This is a genomic window from Serratia sp. CY55921, from assembly GCF_052167655.1.
Taxonomy (GTDB): Bacteria; Pseudomonadota; Gammaproteobacteria; order Enterobacterales; family Enterobacteriaceae; genus Serratia; species Serratia ureilytica.
Genome location: NZ_JBJNMU010000010.1, coordinates 1 through 25,472, shown reverse-complemented (window position 1 = coordinate 25,472; position 25,472 = coordinate 1). Strand labels below are relative to the sequence as shown.

Below are 25,472 nucleotides of genomic sequence, written 5' to 3'. Positions count from 1 at the left end.
CGTGCTGATATATAGCTTCTTGGCTTCACTGAGTATGGTTATGAGGTAGGCAAGGCTGCAAGAGCATAATACACAGCGCGAACCCCACAGGATTACAGGATTACAGGATTACAGGAACCTGTATTTACATAATCAAATAATCATGAGATTATATCAATCGAGGATTACAGGATTATGCCACTGAGAGGTTTACTATGAAAACTAACGTAATTTCATTTTTGAATGGCAAGGGAGGGGTCGGGAAGACCACGACGTCTATCAACGTTGCTACTTGCCTGGCCAAACAAGGTTTCCGTGTAGTTGTTGTCGATACTGATCCCCAGGCAAGTATTGGCAACTGGTATGAGGAAGATAAATGCAAGTTCGATCTGGCTGAAGCGTCTTCTGAGAAGGAAGTTTATACCGTTCGGAAGCAGCTTACAGGATATGACTTCATCATCATTGATGGTGCAGCAGCGATTTCGGCAATCTCATCTGCTGCTGTAATGGTTAGCGATCTCGTTCTAATCCCGGTAACACCTTCACCGTTAGACTTCGCAGCTTGCAGCGCAATCATTGCAGTTATTGAGGCAAGACAAAATCTACAACCTATAAAAGCCAGGTTCCTGATAACCAAAAAAGTGTCGTCTGCAAAAATGCTTGAAGTCCTCAAAGAGTCCATTGCCGATACAGGGATTCCAGCACTGAAAACCGGGACTGGCCAGCGGCAGGCATACATCAGAACAATGCTTGATGGAGGCACAGTCTATGACACGACAGACAGCCAGGCGAAAGGGGAAATAGATGTAATGACCAAAGAAATTCTGGAGCTGATCCAATGAAGATGAAACTGGGACAACATAAGCAGCTGAACCCGGCTCTGCAGGCAATTCATGCACCAAAGGGGTTGACCAAGAAACTGCAGATGAATATCGACGAAGAGCTACATAAAAGATTTAAGCTAGCTTGTCTGAAGCAAGATAAGGAAATGACCGAGATTACTATAGAGTTGATAAGTAACTGGCTGAAGGATAATGAATGATTAGACAATCCTATGATGATAGGATCATAGGATTACATAAACCACATCATCATATGATTACATACTCTCAGCATCATATAATCCCAAAACTTTCTCCGCAAATTCCTCATCCAGAATGTAGAAATAGCACTCCGGCACGTTGAGCACGCGTGCCAGGGCGCACATCGTCGTGAACGCCGGCGTGTAGGTGCCACTTTCGTACTGGGAGATCCGCGAACGAGCGGTGGCTTCATCAATACCCGCCAGGACACCCAGTTTTTCCTGCGTATAGCCAGCTCGGAGGCGGGCGTTTTTCAGTCGTTGGGGAACCATAGTCTGCCGTCATAGAAAGGATTGACGACATGTTTAGCATCACTTAACATTAGTCTTGTTTAGAGTTACTAAACATCAAAAACACCAACCATGCAGTACGCCAGGAAACACCAGGGAAAACAAAAGGCCGGTCACTTGACCGGCCTTTTGTTTTTACCTATCGGCCATTCAGTGCTTACTTAGCGTCGACGGGAGTTTATCCCAATGATAAACGCGACAACCGCGATTCCCAGTGACATCCCCAAAGCATAACCTGCACGCATATTAAAGAATGAGTGAAACAGTAAAAAGAATGTGATGCCTCCAGCAACGGCGCCAAAAAACAATTTAATATAAAGATCGACCGTTTTCATCATGACCACCTACTCCCCAAGTCAAGAAGGATATCTCTCCGCGATAAGCAGGATTTGAATTAAAAAAATCCCTCACCCATTCTTTGTATATTCACGCAGAACAGCCACTATTCAGCGACGTTCTTTAAGCATCGCCACCGCGTCGGCCTCCGGCATCTGGAACTGCACCCGATGCCGCGCCGCCACATCCAGTGCAAACACTCTCGTATACACCTCCGTCGAGCTGATCGACTTGTGTCCCATCAGCGCCTGGAGCACCTTGAGCGGAATGCCGGCATACAGCATGTGCATCGCGTAGCTGTGGCGGAAGGTGTGCGGGGTGACGGGCACCGAGAACGTCACCCCGTCGCGCGCCGCGGCGTCCACCGCCTCCGCCAGCCAGCTGCGCACCGTCCGATCGGTGATCGTCCACAGCCGCGCCTTTTCCATTCGGCCGGTGCGCACGTTGCGGCGCTCGAGCGGAATTTTCAGCGTGGCCACCATCGTCTGCAGCTGCGCGACGTACTGCGGATCGGACAGCGGCACCACGCGCGGCGGCGTGCTGGCCGCCGGCAACCGGCCAGCGCTGCGGGTCGCCTTTTCCGTGCGCTGCTTGAGGGTGGCCAGCTGCACGAATGGGTAGGGCGGCGCCAGCGAGAAATTCTCGCGTGTCAGCGCCAGCGCCTCGTTGATCCGGGCGCCGCTGTTCCACAACGTGGCCAGCAGCAGTTTGCGGTGCAAGTCCGGCACGTAGTGGAGCAGGGCGCTGATCTCCGGTGCCAGCAGGTATTTGGGCAGTTCGTCATGGACGAGGGCCATCTGTCGCAGTGCCAGAGCGGCGGGGTAGTCGATGGCCACCGGCAGCTGTGCAGCAGCCGGCGCAAAAACCCCGGCCGGTATCGGAACCATCGGCTTATTCATCATGGCTGACGTCATGTGCTGACGGGTTTTCCTTGGTTCGAGCCTGCGCCACCTCTTTCAAAACGGATGTCCATCCGCCGGCAAACCACTCGCCCGGATCATCACCATTCAATACCTGCTGCAGCCAGCGGGACGGTGAGCGACGCCTGGCGTCACGAAACCAGACCGGATGGTGCTGCCCCATGACGGACCAGAAATCAAAGTCGGCCTCTGGCGGCTCAAACACATACGCATTCATCACCAGATCCTGGCAGTGAGTGTTCAGGTACAGCAAAAACCGCTTGAGATTGCCGTAGCCGCCGCTGCCCATACCGGCCCCAAGATAAAAAGTCTCCGTTACCAGGCCAGTAGTGATCGTCCCCAGCTTTTCATTCTGACGCAGGATCAGCAGGGTGCCGTCATGACGGCCCCCCGTAATACGGATCAGTTCAAAGATATACCGGTCATCGTCCGGCAGGAAAAATTCCTGCCAGCTTACACCGGTGTGGGTACCGAGTTTTACCAGTGGAAACATCAGCCCATCACCGGTTGTCAGCCACGCCGCACTGGTGCCGAACCGTCTTTCTATCAGTTCTGCCAGATCCCGGGTTAACTCGCCGGCGCCATCGATACTGTCCATGATCAGTCCCGGAGACACGTTTAACTGGTGTGCTATCCGCACCCAGTCTGCGATGAGTGTCTGCCCATCATGCCCCGATCCCGGGAAAAATCCGTCAGAGGACAGGCGATCAAACAGTGCCAGCAGACGCCCACCGCATTCCTTCTGCCACCGTTGCCGGTTGGTCAAGGTTTCCACGGGCGTAGTCACGGCAGGATACTGCCTGGCCAGCGCGAGGCGGATCTCCCCTTCGAGTGAACGTTCATTTTTCATGGCTGACTGCTCAATGCGTGCAAACAGCGCATCGTCAACATTTCTGGCCTGGATCTTCGCCATGACTTCTTCCTTATGCAAAACGTTTTCAGAGTCGGTAAATGGTCGGGTCAGTGAACATAAAGTCTAATTTACCGTTTGAAGATTAACTGTATACGTCATGACTCATTTTGTATACAACAAAAGAAAGAAGTACATGATAAGCCGTCAAACAGTCACGTCGTTAAATTACCTGTTCACCTTTCCTGTGTGATCCGACTTTCTGGCATATTTAAACTTTCCGGAAGTGTACCACGGCGGGAAACTAATCACACCGCGCTTGTCAGCCGAAATCCACCGTTAACAATCAGCCCGGTAAAACACAACATATAGACAAAAACCCAGCTGAACAGGTGGCACATAGTGTGTTTACCGGGGCGACGGGGGAGGGTGACGATATAGTGATCCGAGACTACCTTTTTTCGGATCTGACGTGAAAAAGTGAGAAACTGGCATATGCAAGGCATCTGCCTACACTACGCCTCTGCCCCACCCGGGGCTCTTATTATCACGCCGGACAGGGTTCACCTGCCCCTGACATCGGGAGAGAAAAACCAAGAGAACGGTATCGATATTTAAAAACGGCAATAACCGCGCCATCCGTCTGCCCCGTGATCTGGATTTTGAGGGGGTGAGCGAGCTGGAGATCGTCCGCGAAGGGGACAGCCTCATCCTGCGTCCCGTCCGGCCGACCTGGGGCTCGTTCGCGCAGCTCGAAAAAGCCGATCCGTACTTTATGGCGGCGCGCGAGGACGTTGTCGGCGACGAAGGACGATTAGACCTCGGAAGAAGACAAAAGACCGGATCTACATGCTCGACACCTGTATCTGCGCGTTCATCATGCGCGAGCAGCCGGCCGCCGTGATAAAACGCCTGTTGCAGGCGGTGCTGTGCAATCGCAGCATCGTGATCTCAGCCATTACCTATGCCGAAATGTGCTCTGGTGGCGGATGCCCGAATGCCTCGCCACGTGCAGCTGGTTGAAGCGTTCTGCGCGCGCCTCGATGCCATCCTGCCGTGGGATCGCGCCGCGGTCGACGCCACCACCGATGTGAAAGTGGCCCAGCGACTGGCCGGCACGCCGATTGGCGTGAATGACACGGCTATTGCCGGGCATGCGATATCAGCGGGCGCAATTCTGGTGAGAAACAATACGCGGAAGTTCGTGCGCGTGGGATAGATGTTACTGGAAGGCAATGTAGATAACCCCTCGGCCTCTCAGCCATGTCCCGCACGTACATGCCGCGGGCCCCGCATTTTCTTTTCCGCGCAAATAGTCAGTCAAATGCCGGAGCAAAGCTCCCCCCGTTTCAGCCGCAGGCAGATCGCTACGGCCTGGATAGGCGGCCCTGCTCTCCAGCCCGGTGACGAGTCCAGATCCACCCGGCCCCCCTGGGGACGCAAAGCCCCCTGATGTGCGGGCTCATATCCGCGGCGCCTCACATCAATTCGATCGTGACGTTCAACAGAACTTGGTACTCCCCCGCCTTTACGCCGGTAATGTTCCCGGTGAGGATCTGGTCATAACGGTCGGCCCGCCAGTTACTCGCGGCCGCACCCTCGGTATACCCAACTTCCACCCGAATGGCGGTAACAGCACGTCCTATATCCAGCGGTCGAATTAGTACGGTTTGCACCTCCCCAATCCTAAGGTCAGGGCCGGTAACGCGGGGGGGGTATGTAGGCTGGGGGGAGCCGAACATAACCCCTGTAATCTGCCACACCGGCTGGGGACACTGTATCCAGTTGTAGTAATATTTCCCACTGTCAGTAACGAATTCTGTCCGCCCCCACGTCCCCCCATCGTAAAGATTCATCTCCACGGGGTGGATGACGTCACCGTCATGTTCACTCGTAAACCTGTTGGAACCTAATATAGAACATGTAATGCCACCACTAACTGGCGCGAGGAACCTGGCGATATAAATCTCACTCATCCCCGTTTTCCCGTACAACCAATTTATTTCCGCCGATTGCGCCCATAGGGATGCAATCGAGACGGATGCGAAGACTATAAGTTTTAGAAGTTTTAGCATATTCCATCATCCGACTGTTTTCGCCGGGAAGCCGCTGTCAGCAGCCGACTCCCCCATGCCATCCATCGCGATTCGTAAGCCTGCACGCGGGCCTGCGCCTCTGATTCAGAAGCACCTCCGGCCCGCGCCTGCTCATAAAGCCGCAGGCGCCGTTCACGATGGTTCCTTATTGCCCTGGGCGAGAGGGCGGGGCCCCCGGCGCCGAATCCTATACCCAGCCAGTCAAAGCCTTGCTCCAGGCGTCCGGTCTGCGTTTTATCCGGATGACGCTCAAAACCGCCCGTTTCAAAATCCGCCGACAGGCGGGCAATACCCCTGCGCAACTGCCAGCGGGTGTGGGTAAGCAAAAGAAAGTCATCCATGTATCTGACATAGCAGTAATCCTCTCCGGGTAAATACGCCCAGTGGCTGTCAATGTGGCGCAGCAGGCTGCCGCCAATAAGCGGGCTCAGGGAACATCCTCGCGGGATGCCCTTTGCCGGGGTGTGAATTTCACCGCCTCGTTCCACGCTGTAGTACACATACTGTCTGACCAGCGCCTGCAGAACCGGGTCCGTGACCCACCGCTCTACCTGGGCCACGACCTGCGGCTTCAGGATATGAGCGTAATATCCCCGGATATCCGTCCTGTGAACAAAGCAGTAGCGCTGTGTTTCAGGCGCCTCAGACACGCGAGCGACACTTTTCACCACGCCTCCGCCGGTAAGATGCATGCAGGCTTCATGCTGAGGCAGGAGGTGCTGAATACGCAGCGCCACCCATTTCAGCACCAGAGCATCAGAGGCCGACCATATAGCCCGGGCGTCCTGCCCCCTTCCGGTAATCAGCATTGGGGAGAGTCGATAGCGGCCTGCCGTTACGCACCGAAAGAGCGCCTCGCCCTCTGCTGACCATCGCCACCGCAGGTGCCAGATGTCCGAATTTGGAGGATGCCTTTTTCGCGTCTCGCACAGCCACACATATGCCTGAAGCCATATCGTGCTGATTTCATTACTGACATCAGGCATTTTAAAGTGGCTTAATGGTAACCGTCACGCTCCCGCTGTGCTTTCCGGCTACCGGTGTTTTGCTCCCCCGGGATGGAACTACCTTAATCATTTCTCCTCCGGTGACGACATTTCCCTCCAGTTTACGGGAGGCGTCCTCTGACAGGTTTATCAGCTTATCTTTTCTGTACAGACAGAAGCCCATCGCCCCTGAGCTGGCTTCCAGGCAACCGTCGGCGGTTACTTTATCGGCTCTGAACTCCAGCTCGTATTTTTCAGACCCGGCACAGGAGGTTGTGATTTTGAAAATTTTGCTATATTCAGTCATGCCCTTCCCGTCCAACTCTTTCCCCAGGGCTGAAACAGGGATTTCACCCAGCTCTACCGGTGAAGGAACAGCCAGCGAACACATCCCCTTAAGTATTCCTGTAATCTCCACTTGGGCTGAGGAGGTCATCGTTGAGAGTGCCGGGTCTTTGTTCTGAGCCCCTGCATTCCGTACAAACAACAAACCAATAGTTAAATATGTGAAAACGGAAAATATTGTTATATTTCTACTCATCATGATTTTCTGACCGGACTGTTAATAAAAGACCAACTCAATAGCGATTTATTTAAAATCAGCCGACTACAGTGGATCTATTCTTACTGTTAATGATGCGGAATATGCACCAGCTTTAGGAGCTTTCCCCACAGATGCATAGATAGGTAATTCCACATCACCGTTATTTAAATTCGTTATCGTGGGAGTTCTGGAATTTGTAAAATCAAGCTTGCTACCGCCAGGGTCGTACACACAGATATATAATACATCCTTACCCGCTCCAGCAGGGTCTATGCATCCATTTACGTACGTCCAGTCGTTTGGCGTCAGTGTGTATTTAAATTTTGCACCACCGGTGCATGAGCCGGTAATTTTCAAAGTTGTGCGGTACTCAGCGAGCACCGATCCAGGGGTTCTCTTATCAAGCGCGGAAAACGGAATATCCGGCATATTTATTGTGGAGGGCATTTCAACACGACATTCGGATATGACCTTCCCCGTAATCGTCACCGTCGCGGATCTGGCAGCCAGGGTTGCCGATGCGGCAAATAATTGCCCCAGAGCGCCCAGCAACACGATGCGTCGGATGCCCTGCTGACGACGTGCCTTCATTTCCTGCTTCATTTCCTGCTTCATTTTTTTTCCCATTTCATGATGCTCCTTATGACTGACAAATCTGCCTGACCTGTATCAGGTGTTCTTTTTGCGCCGGCAGCCGGTAGCGCACCGTGCACTGCTGGTCCGCACCCGCGCCCCATTTCGCCTTCAGGGTGCCCTGCGGCGACAGTCCCGACAGGAAGACCTGGCCCTCGTCCCCGACGATGCTCCCGTTATCGCCCGACGTGACCGTCGTCCCGAACGGCAGCGGCTTCCCGTTGTGCGTCAGCGTTATCAGCGCCCGCAGCCCGGTCCTCGCTTTAAATTCAGCTCTGACGATGGCCCCGCGCGTCGGCACCACCCGGCTCACCGCGTTATCAATTTCTGTCCGGTCGTCCAGCTTCGTGGTGTCCAGCGCGACCCGGTTTTCACGGTACACCGTGGCGTACGGCATCACCGTGTAGCCCCGCCAGTCCGTCTGCACTCCGCCGGCGTTGCCCACCGGCACATTCGCCGCACCGGGGGCGGCCACCAGGACACTGGTATCCCCCAGCGGCTGGCCCAGCGTCAGCCCGTTCCGGTGCAACAGCATTCCGCCCGACACGCCGTAGCTGGTCTGGGTGTAGCTGCCGCTGTGGCTGTAGCCCAGGTTGCCGTTGCCGTACCCGCCCTGGTAATAGAGGCTCGCGCTGCTGCTGTTCCCCCCGTCCCGGGAGTGCCCCTGGCTGACGTTCCAGCTCAGGTTGCCGCGCTCCAGCGCCGAGCCGCTGAGGCCCAGCTGCTGCGTGACATTACCGCGCCCGTCGCGCCCGCCGCTCAGGGTGGCGTAGACCGGCGAGCTGCCCGACGGCAGCCAGCGCTCCAGCGGCACCGACAGCGTCAGGTACAGCGAGCGGTCCGTCTGTGACAACCCGGTATTGCGCGTCTGGTTAAAGGAGACGCTGTAATTCACCGTCCCCACCATCCCGCTGAAACCTGCCTGCAGCGACTCGCTGCTCCCGCGGCGGTTCCAGTAGGTCTGCCGGCTGCCGGTCAGGTAGAGGGCGCCGATATCCCCCAGCCGCTGGGAGATATTGACCTGTATGCGCTGCCGCTTATTGTCATAGAGGTTGAAATAGTCCGTCACCGGCCGGCGCGCCGGCCGGCCGTCCGCATCCACCTCCTTCGGGTCGTACAGCCAGCCAGACATGCCTTTCAGCGCCGTCTCGTCCAGGGTGTGGAAGCCCTGTGTCGAGTAGCGGTAGCCCGCCAGCTGGAACGTCGTCCCCAGGTCGTTCAGCGACCGGCCATAGAGGAATCGTACGGACTGCCCCTGATGGCGGCTGCCGTCTGCCAGCTCGCTGTCGGCGTGGGTGGCGTCGGCAGAGATAGCGCCCCAGCGCCCCATATTCAGGCCGACGCCCAGCGTTCCCGCCCGGTAGCGCTCCGCCAGCTGCAGCCCGCCGTAAGCGGTGATGTTATACGGCAGTCCCCACACCAGGGTCGGCTGCACGAAGGCCGGTTTCTCATAGCGGTCGCTGTTGCTGCGCAGCCGTCCCGCGGTCACCGAGTAGGTCACGCGCCCCTCACGCAGGAGGAGAGGCACCGAGGAATACGGCACGGTGAACGTTTTTCGGGTGCCGTCCGCCTCTGTCACGGTGACCTCAAGGTCACCCCCGGCGTACATCGGGTACATATCGTCGATAACAAATGGCCCCGGGGCCACGTTCATCCGGTACATCTCGTACCCGTTCTGCCGGACCGTCACCCGGGCGTTGCCGACGGCGGTGCCGCGGATAACCGGGGCATAGCCGCGCTGGCTGTCCGGGTACATGCTGTCGTCGGTCATCAGCCGCACGCCGCGAAAACCTACCGAATCAAAAATATCGCCATCGGTGGTGGCGTCCCCGAGCGTCAGGCGGCTGCGCCAGGGAATAATGGCCCGCTCCGCCCAGGCGCTCCCGTGCTGCCAGCGACTCTCGCTGGAGTAACGGCTGCTGTAACTGCTCCAGGTCATATCATCCCGAAAACGCCAGGCGCCAAGGTTCAGGCCGCCGCTCAGGCGCAGGTAGTTGCTGCGGCTGTTGCCGTATCGCCCGCGGTTGTCGCTGCCGCTCAGGTTGTAGTTGAGCAGGGCCGCATTGATGCCCTCGTCCCACTGCTCCGGCGGCATCCATCCCCGGGGTCTGGCCAGCAACGCAGCCTGAGGGATGCTCAGCTCCAGGCGCATACGCTGGAAGTCGAAGCGGGTCGTGGCCTGCGGCACCAGGGTTGCCACGTTCAGGCACTGCTGGTCCGACAGGGCGCTCGCCTCTGGCTGCTCATCGGGCTGGCCGAGCCGTGGGGCCAGTATCTCCGGTCGCAATCCCACTTCCTTCAGCTCGTCAGGGCCCAGGCAGGTCATCAACCCGGTGTTATCGGTAATGCCCGGGGGAATATCCTTCTCCGGCAGCGGCACGAAGGTAAGCGTCCGGGTGGCCACCACCGTGTCATTCACCACAATGTCAACCTGGTAGCGGCCCGGCATCTGCCCGCCCCGCTGGAACTGCGACAGGTCTGCCACCGTCTTCGCGTCCCCCAGTAATCCGGGCGGGAACCAGAGTTCATCGGCCATCGCAGGTCCACCCGTCAGCGCCAGCGTGACCGCCAGCGCCAGGGGGGCGACGCCCCGCTGATGTTCAGGCGTCCAGCGGCTTCTCTTTCTTTTGTCGCTATTTTTTTCATCCGTAAGGTCAGGCACGATGATGGCCGACGGATCTCCCGCGCCGTCTCCCGACCTTTTTTTTCTGTTCCGCTTTCTGTCCATAATGCTGAACCTCCCTTACCTCCCGCGAGCAACTCACTTACTGCATGACGCCTTTCTGCGGGGTAGTGATGCCGCCGTAGTCGTTGATGGTGCTGAAGGTGATGTCGCTTCCCGCCCCCGACGGCAGGACGATGGAAGAGTCACTCAGAGGAGAAACCATGGTGTCCGCCAGCGGCGTTTTGCCGGCTTTTATGTCGGTCAGGGTCAGGTAGTACGGCGTCGGATTATGGACAGTGACCTTCTGCCCGTTTATCCGAAAACGCAGTTCGGCGGGCGCGGCCTCAGGCCGAGGCCTGAGCCCTTCAGGTCTGACAAACAGTTTGACGCGGGTGACCACGGCGAGAATGAGGGCGCTTTTTCCTTCAAGCGCTTTTTTATCCACCGAAGGAATTGCCTTGGCATTGAAGTAATAGAGGCTCTCCCGGTCACGGGGTAATTCTCCCCCCGTACGCACCAGGCGCAGCATATTCTCGTTGCCGGGCCCGCCGGTATACAGCGGCGGCGTGACCACAAAGTCCTTAGTTTTCTGGCCGTCGGCACCCTCAACCCAGGACTGCACCAGGAAGGTGGTTTTGTCGTCGGTATTACGGACAGAGACCGGCTGCTGCCGGCTCTCCAGCGGATAGATAATACGGGTGCCGCCCAGCACTATGCCGCCGGCCTGGACGCCAGGGGGCAGCAAGCTGAAAAAAGAGAGCAAAAGGGCGCCCGCTTTTCTCTGGAAAAAGCGCGTAAGAGTCATATTGATAACCATGATATTGCGGAGAGACCTGCTCCGGACCAGGGTCCGGAGCAGGACCTGTCAGGAATAGGTGATAGTGAACTCGGCGCTGGCGTTCGCTGCGCCAGGTTTGACTTCTTTAGACGTCGAGATGTATTGAGCCTGGAAACGCAGGTTGGTATTGCCCGGCCTCAGAGTCGTCTCAGTCGCTGCCGGTGAGGATGTACCGTCAACGGCAACGGGCTTCCCGTTACTCAGGATTTGAATCCCAACACCGCTGGCACTCTCCGCTCCGGCAATGCCACCATCCAGGGCAAGAATGGTATTTTTACCCGCCACGCTTACACCATTAAAATTAACACGGGCCTTCTTATAAGTTTCCACCGAGCAGTCCGTGAGTTTGATGTCAAAGTCACGTGCCGGGGTGACGTCTCCTACTGCCTTATTTAAATCGGCCACACGAAATTGCTGCAAGTCAACAACCCGACCACCGGTAGGCTGGTCCAGGACACATGGGGCATCGACAAGGCTGCCGATAAACTTGATAGTTCCGCCATTCACCGTGGCGGATTTAGGCGGTCCCTCGGGGGCAGCAAATGCCGACGATGTGCAAAGCAATGTCGTTAATGCGAGAGCTAAATTTTTACGTTTCATGAATTATCCTTTTCGATTAAATAATACGCATCTTCTCAGGAGTTTTCGGACACTCCTGAGCAATACATTGATAGCAAAGAAAAAAAACGGCATTTCGATGGAAACAAAATGATGACTCACATTAAAGTTCGCAGGCTTATTATGCCTGCTGAAAAATAATTGCATCCATCTGCAATCATGCTGCTTTCACGCAAATCCTCGAACAGAAACCCTAAATAAATATTAAACCACGGAGTGAATATGGGAATTCCAAATAAAATAATGGCATTTATTCTGCTCAGGTACACCAATGCAACCAATAATAAGATCGATATCCTGAGCAAGATCACAAAAACAGCACAATCACCTAATGTTGCTTGTTGGTTCAGGATTTATGATCAAAGAAGGTGATCTTTTCAGTGAAATGATCTAAATTCAGCTCATCGATACCTGGTGTCATTAATGAGGCTAAATATGTAGCTACCTGAAAGTGAATATAAGTAACGGTCTCGCTTTAAATTAACGGCGTTAATACACACAGCTTTATACAAGCTGGGGCTTCCCCTGCCTGTCGAAAGAAAGTCGGGCTCTTTCCTGGCGGTAAATATTTTTCATTTAAAAGATAAAAGGAGTTTATTTATAAGAACTCACGGCGAATAACATTTTACTTACAAAATAAATGTATTAATAACCTACTAATTAACCAAACCCATTGAGACGACTAATGATTCTGATTGCTGAGGACTGCAGTTTTACAGCGCTGGGAATGAGGGTATATCTGAAAGAAAAGTTCTCGTATCCACGAAGAGTGTCAATAGCGGATACGCTGCAGGAGGTTGTCACAACGCTGAGTAAATATCCGGTGCGCTACGTTTTTCTGGGAGCAGACCGGGTGTGTAACGAATGGGGGCAGACAGAGCTTCGGCGACACGTACAGCGCTATCAAAACACGCTATTCTTCATCCTGACCGAAGTGAGGTGCACACCGATAAACAGGCTCTTAGTGATGGCTGATAACCTGGTTATCATTAATCGCCGTGACATTCGCCCGGTACTTGCCAGAATAAAAGCAGGACTTCTGTACCTGTCTCACGACAAAAGTCAGCTACGTCTCAGCGATACGTTCTATGTCAGCCGTAAAGAAACGAGGATCCTTAACCTTTTCTTCAGAGGGATAAGCCACCGCGTAATATGCAACAGACTGTCTATCGAAAATAAAACTTTATACTCACATTTATGGAACGTGAAACGCAGGGCATATTTAATCAGCTTGCAACAGCTTTACCAAATCTATCAAATCAAAAAAATCGTCCCTTAACACTAACGCCTGTAAAGACGTAGCTAACTGAAGGGGGCTACTTTTTATAAAGATACGTTCTGCTGTCGCGCGGATCACGGCACCCTTGATGGTGTAAGCGCCAGTACGGGTGGGATGCTCACCTTATTCTACAGGTGGATATGGGACCTGCGTAACATCTAAATACCAGGTGTTACCCCCTCTATTGAGGCACCCTGAGGAACAGGGTCCGTTCCTGTGTCTGAGATACCTTAAAGCCATGATGAATATCAAAAGCTTTCGCTTCATCTGATAGCGCATGAACCATGATTGCGCGCACGCCAATATTCTCAGCTACCCGATAGCAGCGCAGCACGGCATCGTGTAGTAGATCTGCGCCAAGCCCTCTGCCACGCAATGAGATATCGACAGCCAGGCGCGCAAGTATGATCACGGGGATGGGATCTGGCATATTACGTCGGAGGTTCCCCGTGGCTTCCACATGGTTAACACTGCCGGTGGCCAGAGAGTAAAAACCGAGAACTCGCTTCGTCTCTGCTTTACAAACAACGAACGTTCGGGCAGCTCCGAGGGCCTGATTTTTTAAGCCTTTCTGTTTAAGCCAGTCATCGAGCACAACTTCTCCACAGACGAACTCTGCCAGCTGGTGATCGCTGGATAACGGGACTGGCGCGGTTATACATCCCACTGAGGTTTCCTTGTCAGCAGTTTGTTAATTACGGGCTCATCCGTGACGGGGGCGTCAAGCATATCGATAAACTCGGCATACTGTTCATCGTTGAAATTGAATACACGGCGGTCGAGGATCACGTTCTCTGCAGCCTGACAGGCCATTTCCAGAATGAAGTCTGTACGTGATTTATGGAGGATCTCCGCGGCAGCATCAATGAGTGCCCTTTGAGATTCCTTCGCTCTGAGGTTGAGCTGAACATCTGATTTCATGTGCGTGCTCCTTGTATAGCAATTGCTTTGCAATAATACCACAAACGCCATGTATAGCAATCGCTATACAACTGATCAGTCAGGCATCTGTGATAGTCCGGGCTATGCGTTATTCTTTCGTCACTTCAACGATTAGGGGTACATGACTGACCGCTATCATAGAGGATGATGCTGCTACAACGGAGATACAGAACGGTGGGAACTATAAGAAAGCTCCTCTTCTGGCATTGATCTGCTCCCCCACCAGGATATCGCAATTGACTATACGGATTGCCCTTACCTCTAACTTCTACTTCCGAAAACCTCCGACAACACGCCATAACATCCTAAAAAACAACATATCAAACTGATTTAATTATATTATTTTAATTATTCTTATTGCAGACATTACAATCCGATTCCCCTTTAAAGCCCATTTTCCCGGAAGGGCCTCGCTCTGAAAAAAGCCCCCAAAGGAACAAATTTTGCATCTTATCAAGCTGTTATTCTTATCTCCGGGTCTGCCAGAAATCGGATCTGCGACGCAAAAACGCCGACCGCGGCACGGAGCTTCGCTAGCAGACCAGCAAAATGGTTAGCAATGGGTCATTATTGCTATCTAAGTAAAAGAAAGCTATTTGCACTGAGCATAGCATTGTAATTTCAATTTCTGCTTTATAGGATATTGCTATCATCACAATAGATTCCTATGACAGCAGGACACCGCCATGCTAAGCCAGATGAACCTCCGCTTTCCGAAATCCCTGATCGCAGCCCTGAAAAACCGCGCCGCCGCCGAAGCGGTGCCGGTCAACACCCTGGCCGAACGTCTGCTGCAGCAAACGCTGGCCACCTCGGTCGCCGGCGACGAATACCGCGCGCTCTGCGCGGCGCCGTACACCACCCTGGGCCAGCTGTACCGCAAGGTCGTGCGCGCGGAAACCGTCGACGGCCAGGCGCTGAGCCGCGCCGAACTGCGCTGGCTGTTCAGCCAGGCGCAGATCGCCTACCGCGATGGCCGCGGGCCGGTCAACCGGGCGCCGCTGTCCGCGCTGCTGCTGATCACCGATGCGCTGCTGGAGACGGCGGTGGGCGGCGGGCTCGAGGTCGATCCCCACTATTATCGGCGTACCTTCGGCCTGCGCGGCGAGGACTGGCTGCAGGCGCTGCGTGACCGCTTTACGGCGACACGCACCCCGCCGGCCGGCAGCGCCGAATTCTTCGCCCGGCCGCTGGCCAGCGGCGTGCTGAACCTCGATGATTTCAGCGACGAGGCGCTGGCCCGCGCCTGCACCCCGGTGCGGCTGCGGGCGATCTTCCCGCTGGCGGTCGCCGCGCAGCGCGCCGACGATCCGGCGCTGGCCGAGTATCTGGCGCTGACCGCGCCCTTCGTGGAGCGCCGGCAGCTTACCGCCGCCGCCGGCGAGCTCCGCGCCACGGTGGAGATCGTCGCCGGGCAGGGCGCCTATCCGGGCGCCGACGACGGACTGCCGCCGTTCCTGTCCCTGCACATCGGCGGCGCGGTCTTCCAGTCGACCTTCGGCTGGCCGGTGTTCGCCGAGCTGCGCCGCCTGCTGCGCGCGCGTCAGGACGGCGATCGCACCCGCAGCTATCAGGGGCGGCATGTCTCGCTGCATGTGCCGGAGAGCGGCGACATCGGTCTGGTGCTGCCGAATCTGCGGCTGCGGCTGGCGCCGGACACCTTCACCGCGCTCGAGGCCGAGCTGCTGGCGCAGCTGGAGCGCCCGGCGGCCGCCGCGGCGCTGGCCGAGCTCGCCGCGCTGTACGGGGATCTGTAACCATGACGCATTCACCGCAAGAAAACCGCCAGGGGCAACATCCCGATCGCGCCATCGGCCATGAGAACGAAGACCGCTATGGTTTCACCTACATTGCCACCGAGTTGGCCCGCGCCATTAAGGAGATCGGCCGGGAGGGCAGTGCCGTGATCGGTATCGAAGGCGCCTGGGGGACGGGGAAAACCAGCCTCCTTAATCTGCTGCGCACGGCACTGGATAAACAACAGGAAGCGCGAACCTTCGTGCTGACGATTTCCCCCTGACTCAACGGCAGTGATACACCTCTGGTGGCGTCCTTACTGCTTCCGGTCGCTGGCATCATTGCCGCGGAAGAAGAACGCCGGCTGCCTGCAAAAAAATGGGCGTTCCTCAGAAGGAAAAAAGCGCTGACCGATACCGCGCGGGTACTGATGGACTACATCCGGGCCACCGCCCGGAATCTGGCACCTGTCGCTCATATCGCCGCGCTCATTCCCGACACCCCCGACGTCAGCGGCGCGCTGGGCGCCGTGGCAGACTCGCACTGGCTGAAAGAAAAAGAAAAAACCACGGCCGACATGCGCGACGAGATTGCCCGGAAAATAGAGGAGCTGGATCTGAGCTTCATTGTCCTGCTGGACGATCTCGACCGCCTCGAACCCGCCCAGGCCGTGGAGGTGATCCGGCTGGTGAAGTCGGTCGCGGATTTTCCCCGTTTCCGCTACCTGCTCTGTTATGACAAAGCGGTGCTGTCACAGGCCATCAGCCAGGGGCTGGGCGTTGCCGACGGGAGCCTGTACCTGCAGAAAATTATCCAGATCGCCTTCGCCCTGCCGCGCCCGGAAACCTTTGCGCTGCGCCAGCAATTCCGCGATGCCGCCATCGAGTTATACCAAGCGGTGAATAAATTTCCCCCAGAGAAGAATATACTGGCTGACCTGGCGACAGTCGCGGATATTTATGGCGCCATGCTGAAAACGCCCCGGGAAGTCCAGACCGTCCTCAATGCACTGCGGTTCCGTTATGCGGGCATGCGGGACTATGTGTATTTCCCCGATCTGTGCTTCCTGCAGCTGCTCCGCACGACGAATCCGGGTCTGTATGACTGGGTGGAAGAGTACCTGTCGGAACGGAACGTGGTGGAGACCGGAGATGGCCATGTCAGTAAAGAGGAGCAAAAAGTCCTGACAGACAGCCTTAAGCAACACCTGATGCGCTATTTCCCGGCCAAAGCGCATTCAGCCTGGGAGCTGAGAGAATGGGTCCCCGGGATCTCCGGCGGGCTGGGGAAACTCCCTATTACGCTCTTCGAACGCACCGGACCGGAGGAAAGTGCCCAGCTGACCGCAGGAAAGCGGCTGGGCAGCCAGGCATACTGGCGTTACTACTTCGCCTTCTCCAGCCCACAAAATATCCTGTCACCGCAGGATTTTGAGCAACTCTTCGCGCTCGCCGGCCAGTATAACGAGCCTGAAAAGCAGCAGGAACTGGCGGAATGCCTGCTCGATTATATCCAGAGCAAGAACCTATCCTCCCGGACCTGGTTTGAACACATCCTGGCCCAGCTGACATCCCCCCTGATTAAGGCCAGAATGCCGGCCGAGTGCCGGGGTCTGCTGGGGTTCTTCTTCGACAACGGGGATGAGATGCTGAGGCGCTACCAGGCCCGTAACGCGTGGACGTCGCTGCATGATCTGGATACGTACAGTGTCGCAGATCGGCTAATCCAACGGATACTACGGGAAGATGCTGCGGCCACCATGAAGTTCCTGACTGTGCGACTCCAGCGCGGCAAAGCCTGGTATTGGAGTGCAGAGTATGTCCGTCACCTGCTGTGGCAACATGGGATAGTCGGAAATAGAATGGGCCATCAGCTGGAAGAGTGGATGGAGCGGAGTAACGTCGTCACCTTACAGAAAACCATGGCAACGAGACTGAACAGCCCGGCCATCATCAAACAGTTACCGGCCTTTCCCCTGCTGTATGGATATATCTGGGCATGGCGTGATATCAGCGGGGGTCAGGCCGTACGGAAATGGGTCGACCGCCAAATAAAAGAGGATGAGGCATTTCTGAACCTGCTGCTGCAGCTCCGGTACCATGGCATCAGTACCGCGATTGGGCAATATCGCGCGCTGGATCTGGCAGAGATGACCGAATTTCTGGGTGAGCCTCAGACAGTGCAAGCGCGTATTGATCGCATCAAACAGGCCGGCCATTTCCCAGAACGGATTGAAGAGGTGAATCGTTCGATCAAGATAGCAGCTAATCGTCGCAGAACTGGTTGATGGTGCGTCTTGCCGGGCACCGGCCGGACTCCATCAGCGCCGGTCGGTAAGGCCCACCTGGTGCCTGTTTCAGGGGCAGCGGACAGGGTGTGGCGAATGGCGGCCATGCCAAGGACACCATGAACGGCCGGACGCCAATGAAAAAGCGCGACTCTCGAACGGCCTATGGGTGTCCGAAAAATCCTGTATCAGTAGGATGTATCGTCCTCGCCAGGACTGGTTTTCCACAAGTGAGATTTAGATGAGGGGGTATAGCTGTACTTGCCCCGTCTGACGGTGTCGGTGGAATACTCAAAGCGAGCCGCCCTGATTTCGTGAACGTTGACCGAAGATAGAACAATCTCCAGTGACGGCTCCCGGTAATCGTTTGGAGGTGAAACAGAATCCGTATCTGGCAGGCATGGAGCTGCACCGTCTTCCATTTCTGTCACGCAAATATCTGGCTCCCACTCGTCTTCACTGACTTGACGCCCGTATCGGATCATACAGTCTTTCTGTGCTGGCAGCGTAAGCAAGCGAACCCGGGAGGCTTTGTGGAACAGAACGACGTTGTAGCCTTCTTCCGATGAGATAGTCGACAACGGCGCGGTACCCGACAATTGCACCGACGGATAAAGGATCCCGTCCAGGTCGAATTGCTCGGGGTCTGCCAGATATTCCGCAATAACCTGGGTCGGGATATAACTGAAGTCTTCCTCTCCCGGCAGCACTGGATCCACAATGCGTCTGGTCAACGTGCGTAAGAAGGCAGCCTGCTCGCGCCTTCGGATAAAACTCGGATCAAACTTACTTCCACGTGCCAGAATGCCCTCCAAAGCAGGCAGATTTAGCAGCCTGAGCGGGCGGGTAATCCTGAATCTCGCGGTAACCACAGAGCAACCCACCGGAGGGCGGATCTCTGAAATTGATATTTCCAAAGAACTGGCACCATAAAACACCGAGATGCCTCTGGCACTCATTCGGTTCGAGCCGCTGAGGCGATGCGGCGGGGGACCTAATTCCCGATCTGGAGTAACCAGTAAACTCTCAAGTTCGTCATGGTTACGGCACCACCGAGCGCGATAAAGGAAAGGGATTTCAGTACCTGGACCGGCCTGTGCGATCACCGCTTTATTTTCATGTGATTGCAGGCTTTCCACATCGCGGAATATGCCGTTCAGTGTTTCGCTTACGGCGTGGTTAACGTAGCGAGACTCGGTTTTCAGGGAAGTGACGAACCTTTCCCACATGGAGTCAAGAGAGTCCGTATCGACTTTTCCCCGTTCCTCATAGCGGGAATCAGATGCAAACTCGCATTCCTCACCCATTGTGCCAGCTTCAAAGCTGTAATTTTTTTCCTCTAGCTGTTTTTGAATATCCGTTGCCACGGCCGAACTGGTCGCAAGCAGATCTTCAATAACATACGCAATGTCAGTACCTTCTCGCTCCCAGTCATAATCGCTGTCTCCGTGCCTGAGCATGGCATATTCAAATTCTGATGGTTCGTTCGACGTGCGAACGTAATGTTCTGCTATAGCTTGTTCGGTCAAGTTGCATATGGTTCTAAGGCTGAAACAGGCTTGATTCATACCGCAGTAATTGCAGTCATGCAGGCTACCGGACTCCTCAATGTTCGCGCTGAGAAATGGCTCAGTGATACATTCTGAACATATCCAGGTTTTGTGTGAGTTTGTGCTGCACATCCAGAGCGTCTCCCCCAAAGGATTCATTGTCCCAATATTAACAGACGAAAGGCAGCCTGAAAGCGAACTTCTGGGTCTAGCAGAAAACGGATCTGCCCGCGAAAAAGCACAACCTGTAGAGATGTACTGTATTGTATGCAGTGTATGTACAGATTGTATTGTATGTATTATTTGTATTTTTTGTATTGTGTATTTTTTACGCCAGGGGTACGATGACGGCATTCCCCGACAGACCGGAGCCTGATCATGACCCCACTCTCCCCGGACACCGTCCGCCGTATTGAAGACGCCGCCGCGGCCCTCATTGCCGCCGGCACCCCGAACCCGACCAACGAGCAGGTGCGGGCGCACCTTGGCGGTGGCTCGCTGTCCCACATCTCCCCGGTGATGCGCGCGTTCCGCGCCCGCCTGCGCGAACAGCGCGCGGAGCAGGCGCCGGCGCTGCCGGTTGAGCTGGCACAGCTGCTGAGCGGCCAGCTGGCCCTGCTGTGGCAGGCGGCCGTGAAACAGGCCGACGCCGACACCCTGGCGGCGCGTGAGCAGGCCGACGCGGATATTGCCCAGGCTGACCAGGCGCGCGACGCCGCGCAGGCGACCGTGGCCCGGCTTGAGAGCGAGCTGGCGGTGCTGCGCGAGGTGGTGGCCGAGCGCGATCGCCTGCTGCAGGAGGTGCGCGCGCTGCGGGATGAGGCGCTGCCGCTGCGCGAGCAGGTCGCCCGGCTGACCGCCACCGGCGAGCACCTGGCGACGCAGCTGAAGGACACCCAGGCCGAGCTGAAAGGCGCCCGCGAGGAAACCCGCACCCTGCAGGCCGAGCTGCTGACGCTGGCGCGCGGCGCCGGGAAGGTGAAGCCATGAGAGCGGAAATCGAAAACTGTGTGAGGGCTTTTCGCCAGGCGCCGGCGAACGCGCCGGTGAACCGGAACCGCGCAGCTGGCATAACTATCTGACAGACTTTCCGGCCGGCTGTTGTGAGCTGGCCAGCCAGACGCTGGTAAAATACCTCAGCGATCACGACCCAAACCTGTTTCCCTATGTCATCGGCCTGCAGTGGATTGAAAATGGTGAAATTCACGGTCACGTCTTTGTCGCCCTGGACGGGGACTACATCGATCTGACCCTGAACCAGTTTGACGAGGATGAAGGGCCGTTATGCCGGATTAGCCGGGGTGATTGACGTTTTCGTAGTAATAGCATACTATTATTTACGAGCGAGAAGCCAACTGCATCAGGGTGCTAGAGTTGGTGGAAGGACCCCATAGAATCCCTGAATTCTGTGCTAGGGTGAAACCTCACACCTCCCGCCTGAAGGTGTAAAATAAACAGGCCCAGATCCCTGAGGCCACCATTGAAAAATGGCGGCTTTTTTATTGCCGTTTATAAAGCAAAGTTCCCTGTCGATGTTTATTGAGGCTTTTCGCGTCAGTGTGCATGAAATTCCAGAGCACTTTTCCTTCCCACGGCGCCACGACAACCAACATCTGCTGTTTCTGCCGGTATGCACCGATAAAAAGAAAGCGTGCCAATCCGTCATCATACATGGTTTCCCACACTTCATAAGGATTAGCCAGCGTATCCAACGCAAGCAACACGTAGCGTTCGCGAGCATCAAGGCGCTTTTCAACGATATGTTCCAATTTATCTCGGAGAATACTGAGCGTACCGATGATTGTTTCTTTGCGGACGATTAACATTTCCGGTTCAGTGAAACCCATGTGCAGTTCCAACAGAGTGACTGCAGCTTCAAGACTGCCTCCGGCTTCAATTTCTGGAGTAGGATCTAACCTGAATTCTCTCTCCAGCTCGCGCAGGTCAGGACGCCCTAAATCCTTGAAAGTAATCAATCCTTTTATTGCTCGCGCCACGCTGCTCCTACCCTTTATCGGCTTAGATAATGGCCCATTTTACCATGTTTTGCTATGTTCGGTTTTGTAGTGACTCCGGAGTAGAATCCTACATTGGTAATTATTTGGAGTGCAATGCGTTGCTGGTCACTGCCCGGATAGCCAGTTACACTGAATGGTGATGGATCGCAGAGTCCCTTTAACCATTCGTCAAAACGGGCAGGGCAGACAACGTTGTTAGACAAAACCAAATCCGTTACTACGGATAACACCACCGCAGCACTCAGCCATCTGGCGTTCTGCGCCCTGGCAGCATTGGGGCTCGCCCGCCAGGACGGTATCGCCGGCACGCCCTATGCCGAAAACCTGTTCCTGATCCGCTGGTTGGCCACCGCCCAAAAACAGAAGCGATTTCCCAGAAGCGTCGCCGTGGATATCGCCTGGCTGCTCGAACGCGGCCGCAAACACGGGCCGGCCGGTAAACTGCGCCAGCATCTGGAATACCTGTGGCGCTCCTGCAGTGGCAATCTCGCCGCGCAGTCCGATTTGTTCCGGCTCACTTACGCGACTGAAACCCTGAAAGATCGGGGCTGGGACAACTATGTGATGGATGCCCGCGAGTGGCGGTCGGAAACAACACCCACGCCGTCCCAGTACAACGGTTTTTACGTCGAAAAAACGGCGCTCAATGCCGCCTTCTCTCAGGATGGCCATCACCTGCAGCCAGTCTCTTTTCGCATTGTCGGCGATGCCGATACGTTCATTCAGGTCATGGCAGAGTATGGACTGCAGGCCCGCCTTGCAGACAGCAAGCCGACATATCAAACGGTAACACTGGAGCCAGGCGAGCACAGCAACGCGCCAACCTGACATCCCCTACGGTAAAGGATAACCTATGGATACGGTTGAAGAATTAAACGGTACGTATTTCTACAAGGGGTATACCCAGTTGACGCCCCAGCAGCTGTGGTGGCTTATCACCGTCGATGCGCTCCGTGAGCATCTGGGGATCAGTGTTGCCGATGCCGTCCTGATCGCATCAGGACAACCCTGGCTACCCACGCGCCAAAAGCCGGGGACAGCCACACCAGGCACGTCAATCGCCTCGCGACTGTCACGGAAATACCTGGACAAGCCCTTGCCGAAAGGTATCCGTTTACCGACACTGGTGGGCGAAACCCCACAGCGCATGCACATCAGCTACGTGAATAACTGGGGAAAATTTATCGGCCGCAATGTTCCCTGGCTGGGGTATGCCCTGTCGGCCTGGACCATTTACGCGATCGGACGCGATGTGAAAGACCGTTTCAACCTCATTGCCCGTCCGGCAGACAGAATTCAGTGGACCTATTTTTGATGATGAAGATGCCCACGCAAATAGAGCAAGAGATCATTGATTATTACTATGAAAATTTCAGCCCGCGGAAGTATGTCTTCTGGGGCCCGAAAGTGCCGGTAACCCTGGACACACGCTTGCGGGAAGATCTCAAGATTGGGTGGGATGACGGTGACGACGCGATCAACACCTACCTGTCCATATGGCAGGTCGATCCGGCCGGCATGGAATTCACCCATTATTTTGCCCCAGAGTTTTTCGGTTCAAAGGTGCCCGACCAGCCCCTAAAACCGCTCACCATCAGAATGCTGGTCGAGTCGGCGAAAGCCGGACGCTGGTTGTATTAGCCGGATTGGATGTCAACCGCCAGCGTTCTGACACGCTGCCGTAACGTATCTGCCGGCAGTGCGTCGATATCCGGCAACATCGCGGCCAGAGACAGGGCCTGGATGGCCAATTCAATCGCCCTCGGTGGATCAGCATGCTCATAGCGGATGTAGGTACGCATCGAAATCCCAAACTCCTTTGACGCCCGTTCCTGTGTCCATCCCAGCCCCGTTCGCCATAGTTTCAGCTCAAATCCCGTCATCACCGCCCCCTAAAACATGTCATTTTGTCATATTACTGCAATGCAGTTTGGCAAACAATGGCGCCAGTAGCAAGTGACGATCACGCCTGGAAACACAACATTTAGTACCTCATTCAGCTGATTTAGACACAACATCTTGTGTCTCCCGGCGCTGGATGGCAGATAACGATCAGACCCTCTGAAATCGTGCTAAGTCGCAACAGTTGAGAGAGGGGTTTGAGGCCGTTAAAAGCGGCGTCAACGGCAGAAAATATCTCAACGTGAGTTTTCGTTCCACTGGGCGTCAGACCCTGTGTCCCCCCATCGAATTACATGCATAAAAAACGCCATCCTGTAGGATGGCGTTATCTATAGATATTACTTGAAAATCCTGGACGTTAAAGAAGTTTAAACTTTTCCAATGTAGCTTTTACTTCCTTTCTTAAGCCAGATTCATCCAGTTCATAGTCCGCCCTATCAGCTTCAGGTTCAAAGCGTTCAGCTACCATGAATAACTCTTCACCACAATTTAGAACATTTTTATCTTGATCCTTAACACCGTATAGCTTCCGCCTTTCAACGCATATTTGCTCAGAAAATTGAATAGCTGTAACTTTTGAGGCCAAGAAATTTTTAGCCAGTTCAATTATCGACATTTTGTTCATAAGTCACCGGTCTCCAAATAAATTTTACCGTTCTCTGCATCAGGGTTGATTTTCCATCCTGACAAAAAATCACCATTAGGTTTAAGAACAACAACTCGCATAGTTTTAGGATTGAAATACACTTTAGACCCTTTCTCTCTTCGGTATGTCCCTTTCTCTACGGTTTCTTTGTCTGCTAAATGCGCCTCAATAGCATCCCTGAACTTAGTCAACGTTTCACGATTTTTCTTCGTGTCACTAACCCCAAAATCACCAGCATGTTTATACTTTCTGTCCAGTTGCTTACGCGTAAATCGCCCCGAGTCAAGAGGATCACTCAGCACTACATACACCGGCTCCACACCCGTTCCCGACGCATCCGGTCGCCAGTAGATAAAATCCTGTAGTCCGTTGTGGTCTGCGACCGGCGTCGTGGTCACCGTGATGGTGTCCACCGGTTTCACTTCCGTGCCAGTATGGACAGGGGTCACCGGGACCGGAGGCGGTGGTGTGCCAGTATTTGACGGCGCTGAGGGCGGCTGAGCCGGGTTAATCAGGATGGTCCGCGCAGGGACGCCTGCACCGGCAATTGCCGGAACGGTAATACGGTCCAGACCTGTTTTCGGATCACGCACCCCCGTCAGCACCTGCACCGCAGCCGGAATACCGCCGTTACCGGTTTTCATCAGCTGCAGCGCCAGTTGTCCATTGCTCTTCACCAGACTCCCACGCGCCGGCATATTCACGGTTTTCATCCCGGCCTCTATCGCCTTCGCATCCGCCAGAGCCCGCGCCGGAACCGCAAACAGCGCAGGAACGTCGCGCCCTGGAACTTGATCACTACCCTGACCAGCAGGTTTTGAATGGAACCAAAGAGTCGCCATCGATGCCTTAAGAAGCCCCGGACTGACCGCCGGAACGGACAGTTTGGACAGCGCATTACTGAACCAGTTGGTAATACTGCCTGCCACATCACCGGCAGCTGTCCACACTCCGGCTCCGGCCAACGCCATCTGCGCCGTCCCCGGCGTCTGATTCAGCACCATCGCGCCCGGCGCTTTGAGCGCCTTATTCGCTTCTGCTACCATCGCCGATGTATACACGGGAGCGGGTTTCACCCCGGCTTTGTCGAACAAAGCCTTGCGTGCTTCCTCGGCCTTGCGGGCTTCCTCGGCCTTGCGTGCTTCCTCGGCCTTACGGGCTTCCTCGGCCTTACGGGCTTCCTCCGCCTTACGGGCTTCCTCGGCCTTACGGGCTTCCTCGGCCTTGCGGGCTTCCTCGGCCTTACGGGCTTCCTCCGCCTTACGGGCTTCCTC

Annotated in this window: 28 protein-coding genes and 2 pseudogenes; 12 read left to right on the top strand and 18 right to left on the bottom strand. The window is 55.3% G+C overall.

Features of this window, described 5'->3' with window-relative positions; translation table 11 throughout:
* Positions 1-194: 194 nt before the first annotated feature.
* Positions 195-821 (top strand): ParA family partition ATPase, encoded by a 627-nt coding sequence (gene parA, locus ACJ8M3_RS23805; protein WP_060445473.1) that lies wholly within the window; start codon positions 195-197, stop codon positions 819-821.
* Positions 818-1,021, top strand: a complete 204-nt coding sequence (locus tag ACJ8M3_RS23800) for a plasmid partition protein ParG (protein WP_128869034.1) — start codon at positions 818-820, stop codon at positions 1,019-1,021. Before parA ends, ACJ8M3_RS23800 begins: the two co-directional genes overlap by 4 nt.
* A gap of 57 nt (positions 1,022-1,078) precedes the next feature.
* Here the strand turns inward: ACJ8M3_RS23800 and ACJ8M3_RS23795 are convergent, their stop codons facing one another.
* The 4 genes from ACJ8M3_RS23795 to ACJ8M3_RS23780 form a co-directional block, all read right to left on the bottom strand.
* Entirely contained in the window at positions 1,079-1,333 is a 255-nt protein-coding gene (locus ACJ8M3_RS23795; protein ID WP_128869033.1) for a helix-turn-helix transcriptional regulator, read from the bottom strand.
* Positions 1,334-1,512: 179 nt separating this feature from the next.
* The gene (locus ACJ8M3_RS23790) at positions 1,513-1,689 is read right to left on the bottom strand and encodes a hypothetical protein (protein WP_185742248.1); all 177 of its coding nucleotides are present in this window, start codon (positions 1,687-1,689) and stop codon (positions 1,513-1,515) included.
* A gap of 108 nt (positions 1,690-1,797) precedes the next feature.
* Complete coding sequence (locus ACJ8M3_RS23785) at positions 1,798-2,574, bottom strand: site-specific integrase (protein WP_435958798.1); 777 nt, start codon at positions 2,572-2,574, stop codon at positions 1,798-1,800.
* A gap of 4 nt (positions 2,575-2,578) precedes the next feature.
* The gene (locus tag ACJ8M3_RS23780; RefSeq protein WP_435958784.1) at positions 2,579-3,520 is read right to left on the bottom strand and encodes a hypothetical protein; all 942 of its coding nucleotides are present in this window, start codon (positions 3,518-3,520) and stop codon (positions 2,579-2,581) included.
* A gap of 547 nt (positions 3,521-4,067) precedes the next feature.
* Between ACJ8M3_RS23780 and vapB the strand changes: the two are divergent.
* Together vapB and ACJ8M3_RS23770 are read left to right on the top strand one after the other, a co-directional pair.
* Positions 4,068-4,280 (top strand): annotated as a pseudogene (vapB, locus tag ACJ8M3_RS23775) (type II toxin-antitoxin system VapB family antitoxin); the annotation flags it as partial.
* A gap of 26 nt (positions 4,281-4,306) precedes the next feature.
* Positions 4,307-4,676 (top strand): annotated as a pseudogene (locus tag ACJ8M3_RS23770) (type II toxin-antitoxin system VapC family toxin).
* Positions 4,677-4,935: 259 nt separating this feature from the next.
* Here ACJ8M3_RS23770 and ACJ8M3_RS23765 read toward each other — a convergent pair.
* From ACJ8M3_RS23765 to ACJ8M3_RS23735, 7 genes are all read right to left on the bottom strand, one after another.
* Positions 4,936-5,133, bottom strand: coding sequence for a hypothetical protein (locus ACJ8M3_RS23765; RefSeq protein ID WP_264383973.1), 198 nt, complete (start codon positions 5,131-5,133; stop codon positions 4,936-4,938).
* Positions 5,134-5,525: 392 nt separating this feature from the next.
* Complete coding sequence (locus ACJ8M3_RS23760; RefSeq protein WP_264383972.1) at positions 5,526-6,362, bottom strand: reverse transcriptase domain-containing protein; 837 nt, start codon at positions 6,360-6,362, stop codon at positions 5,526-5,528.
* A gap of 178 nt (positions 6,363-6,540) precedes the next feature.
* Positions 6,541-7,083 carry a hypothetical protein gene (locus ACJ8M3_RS23755; RefSeq protein ID WP_442514761.1) on the bottom strand — a complete coding sequence of 181 codons (543 nt, stop codon included), beginning with the start codon at positions 7,081-7,083 and terminating at the stop codon, positions 6,541-6,543.
* A gap of 63 nt (positions 7,084-7,146) precedes the next feature.
* On the bottom strand, positions 7,147-7,710 hold the full coding sequence (locus ACJ8M3_RS23750; protein ID WP_264383970.1) for a fimbrial protein: 564 nt from the start codon (positions 7,708-7,710) through the stop codon (positions 7,147-7,149).
* A gap of 13 nt (positions 7,711-7,723) precedes the next feature.
* Positions 7,724-10,444, bottom strand: coding sequence for a fimbria/pilus outer membrane usher protein (locus ACJ8M3_RS23745; RefSeq protein WP_264384016.1), 2,721 nt, complete (start codon positions 10,442-10,444; stop codon positions 7,724-7,726).
* Positions 10,445-10,481: 37 nt separating this feature from the next.
* The gene (locus ACJ8M3_RS23740) at positions 10,482-11,186 is read right to left on the bottom strand and encodes a fimbria/pilus periplasmic chaperone (protein WP_264384015.1); all 705 of its coding nucleotides are present in this window, start codon (positions 11,184-11,186) and stop codon (positions 10,482-10,484) included.
* Positions 11,187-11,246: 60 nt separating this feature from the next.
* Positions 11,247-11,819 carry a fimbrial protein gene (locus tag ACJ8M3_RS23735; protein WP_264384014.1) on the bottom strand — a complete coding sequence of 191 codons (573 nt, stop codon included), beginning with the start codon at positions 11,817-11,819 and terminating at the stop codon, positions 11,247-11,249.
* A gap of 703 nt (positions 11,820-12,522) precedes the next feature.
* On the opposite strand from ACJ8M3_RS23735, the gene ACJ8M3_RS23730 reads away from it, so the two are divergent.
* Positions 12,523-13,116 (top strand): hypothetical protein, encoded by a 594-nt coding sequence (locus tag ACJ8M3_RS23730; RefSeq protein ID WP_264384013.1) that lies wholly within the window; start codon positions 12,523-12,525, stop codon positions 13,114-13,116.
* A gap of 181 nt (positions 13,117-13,297) precedes the next feature.
* Here ACJ8M3_RS23730 and ACJ8M3_RS23725 read toward each other — a convergent pair whose 3' ends face one another.
* Complete coding sequence (locus tag ACJ8M3_RS23725; RefSeq protein WP_442514760.1) at positions 13,298-13,783, bottom strand: GNAT family N-acetyltransferase; 486 nt, start codon at positions 13,781-13,783, stop codon at positions 13,298-13,300.
* Positions 13,771-14,037 (bottom strand): type II toxin-antitoxin system TacA family antitoxin, encoded by a 267-nt coding sequence (locus ACJ8M3_RS23720; protein WP_264384011.1) that lies wholly within the window; start codon positions 14,035-14,037, stop codon positions 13,771-13,773. The genes ACJ8M3_RS23725 and ACJ8M3_RS23720 overlap by 13 nt, the downstream gene beginning before the upstream one ends.
* 707 nt (positions 14,038-14,744) lie before the next feature.
* Here ACJ8M3_RS23720 and ACJ8M3_RS23715 point away from each other — a divergent pair.
* From ACJ8M3_RS23715 to ACJ8M3_RS23705, 3 genes are read left to right on the top strand one after another with little or no spacing between them, the layout of a single operon-like run.
* On the top strand, positions 14,745-15,815 hold the full coding sequence (locus ACJ8M3_RS23715) for a hypothetical protein (RefSeq protein ID WP_435958790.1): 1,071 nt from the start codon (positions 14,745-14,747) through the stop codon (positions 15,813-15,815).
* A gap of 2 nt (positions 15,816-15,817) precedes the next feature.
* Positions 15,818-16,078, top strand: coding sequence for a P-loop NTPase fold protein (locus tag ACJ8M3_RS23710; RefSeq protein ID WP_442514759.1), 261 nt, complete (start codon positions 15,818-15,820; stop codon positions 16,076-16,078).
* A gap of 24 nt (positions 16,079-16,102) precedes the next feature.
* A complete protein-coding gene (locus tag ACJ8M3_RS23705; RefSeq protein WP_442514758.1) occupies positions 16,103-18,082 on the top strand; it encodes a KAP family P-loop NTPase fold protein in 1,980 nt (659 codons plus the stop codon).
* Between the two features lie 188 nt (positions 18,083-18,270).
* Here the strand turns inward: ACJ8M3_RS23705 and ACJ8M3_RS23700 are convergent, their stop codons facing one another.
* Positions 18,271-19,611 (bottom strand): RES family NAD+ phosphorylase, encoded by a 1,341-nt coding sequence (locus tag ACJ8M3_RS23700; RefSeq protein ID WP_442514757.1) that lies wholly within the window; start codon positions 19,609-19,611, stop codon positions 18,271-18,273.
* Positions 19,612-20,010: 399 nt separating this feature from the next.
* On the opposite strand from ACJ8M3_RS23700, the gene ACJ8M3_RS23695 reads away from it, so the two are divergent.
* Positions 20,011-20,622 carry a DNA-binding protein gene (locus ACJ8M3_RS23695; protein ID WP_435958793.1) on the top strand — a complete coding sequence of 204 codons (612 nt, stop codon included), beginning with the start codon at positions 20,011-20,013 and terminating at the stop codon, positions 20,620-20,622.
* A gap of 509 nt (positions 20,623-21,131) precedes the next feature.
* Here ACJ8M3_RS23695 and ACJ8M3_RS23690 read toward each other — a convergent pair.
* Positions 21,132-21,629: a PBECR2 nuclease fold domain-containing protein gene (locus tag ACJ8M3_RS23690; protein WP_435958794.1), complete on the bottom strand. Its 498-nt coding sequence runs from the start codon at positions 21,627-21,629 to the stop codon at positions 21,132-21,134.
* 213 nt (positions 21,630-21,842) lie between these two features.
* Between ACJ8M3_RS23690 and ACJ8M3_RS23685 the strand changes: the two genes are divergently transcribed.
* Genes ACJ8M3_RS23685 through ACJ8M3_RS23675 form a run of 3 tightly spaced genes read left to right on the top strand, consistent with a single transcriptional unit; the run spans position 21,843 to position 23,291 of the window.
* The gene (locus ACJ8M3_RS23685) at positions 21,843-22,478 is read left to right on the top strand and encodes a DUF2913 family protein (RefSeq protein ID WP_435958795.1); all 636 of its coding nucleotides are present in this window, start codon (positions 21,843-21,845) and stop codon (positions 22,476-22,478) included.
* A gap of 25 nt (positions 22,479-22,503) precedes the next feature.
* Complete coding sequence (locus ACJ8M3_RS23680) at positions 22,504-22,965, top strand: STM2901 family protein (protein ID WP_442514756.1); 462 nt, start codon at positions 22,504-22,506, stop codon at positions 22,963-22,965.
* Positions 22,965-23,291 carry a DUF1493 family protein gene (locus ACJ8M3_RS23675; protein WP_442514755.1) on the top strand — a complete coding sequence of 109 codons (327 nt, stop codon included), beginning with the start codon at positions 22,965-22,967 and terminating at the stop codon, positions 23,289-23,291. Before ACJ8M3_RS23680 ends, ACJ8M3_RS23675 begins: the two co-directional genes overlap by 1 nt.
* Here ACJ8M3_RS23675 and ACJ8M3_RS23670 read toward each other — a convergent pair.
* The 3 genes from ACJ8M3_RS23670 to ACJ8M3_RS23660 form a co-directional block, all read right to left on the bottom strand.
* Positions 23,288-23,452 carry a hypothetical protein gene (locus ACJ8M3_RS23670; protein ID WP_230200727.1) on the bottom strand — a complete coding sequence of 55 codons (165 nt, stop codon included), beginning with the start codon at positions 23,450-23,452 and terminating at the stop codon, positions 23,288-23,290. The two genes, ACJ8M3_RS23675 and ACJ8M3_RS23670, sit on opposite strands and share 4 nt — an antisense overlap.
* Before the next feature lie 458 nt (positions 23,453-23,910).
* The gene (locus ACJ8M3_RS23665; protein ID WP_094887908.1) at positions 23,911-24,177 is read right to left on the bottom strand and encodes a colicin immunity domain-containing protein; all 267 of its coding nucleotides are present in this window, start codon (positions 24,175-24,177) and stop codon (positions 23,911-23,913) included.
* Positions 24,174-25,472 (bottom strand): S-type pyocin domain-containing protein (locus ACJ8M3_RS23660; RefSeq protein WP_442514754.1); only part of this gene is annotated, 1,299 nt, incomplete at its 5' end. The genes ACJ8M3_RS23665 and ACJ8M3_RS23660, both read right to left, overlap by 4 nt.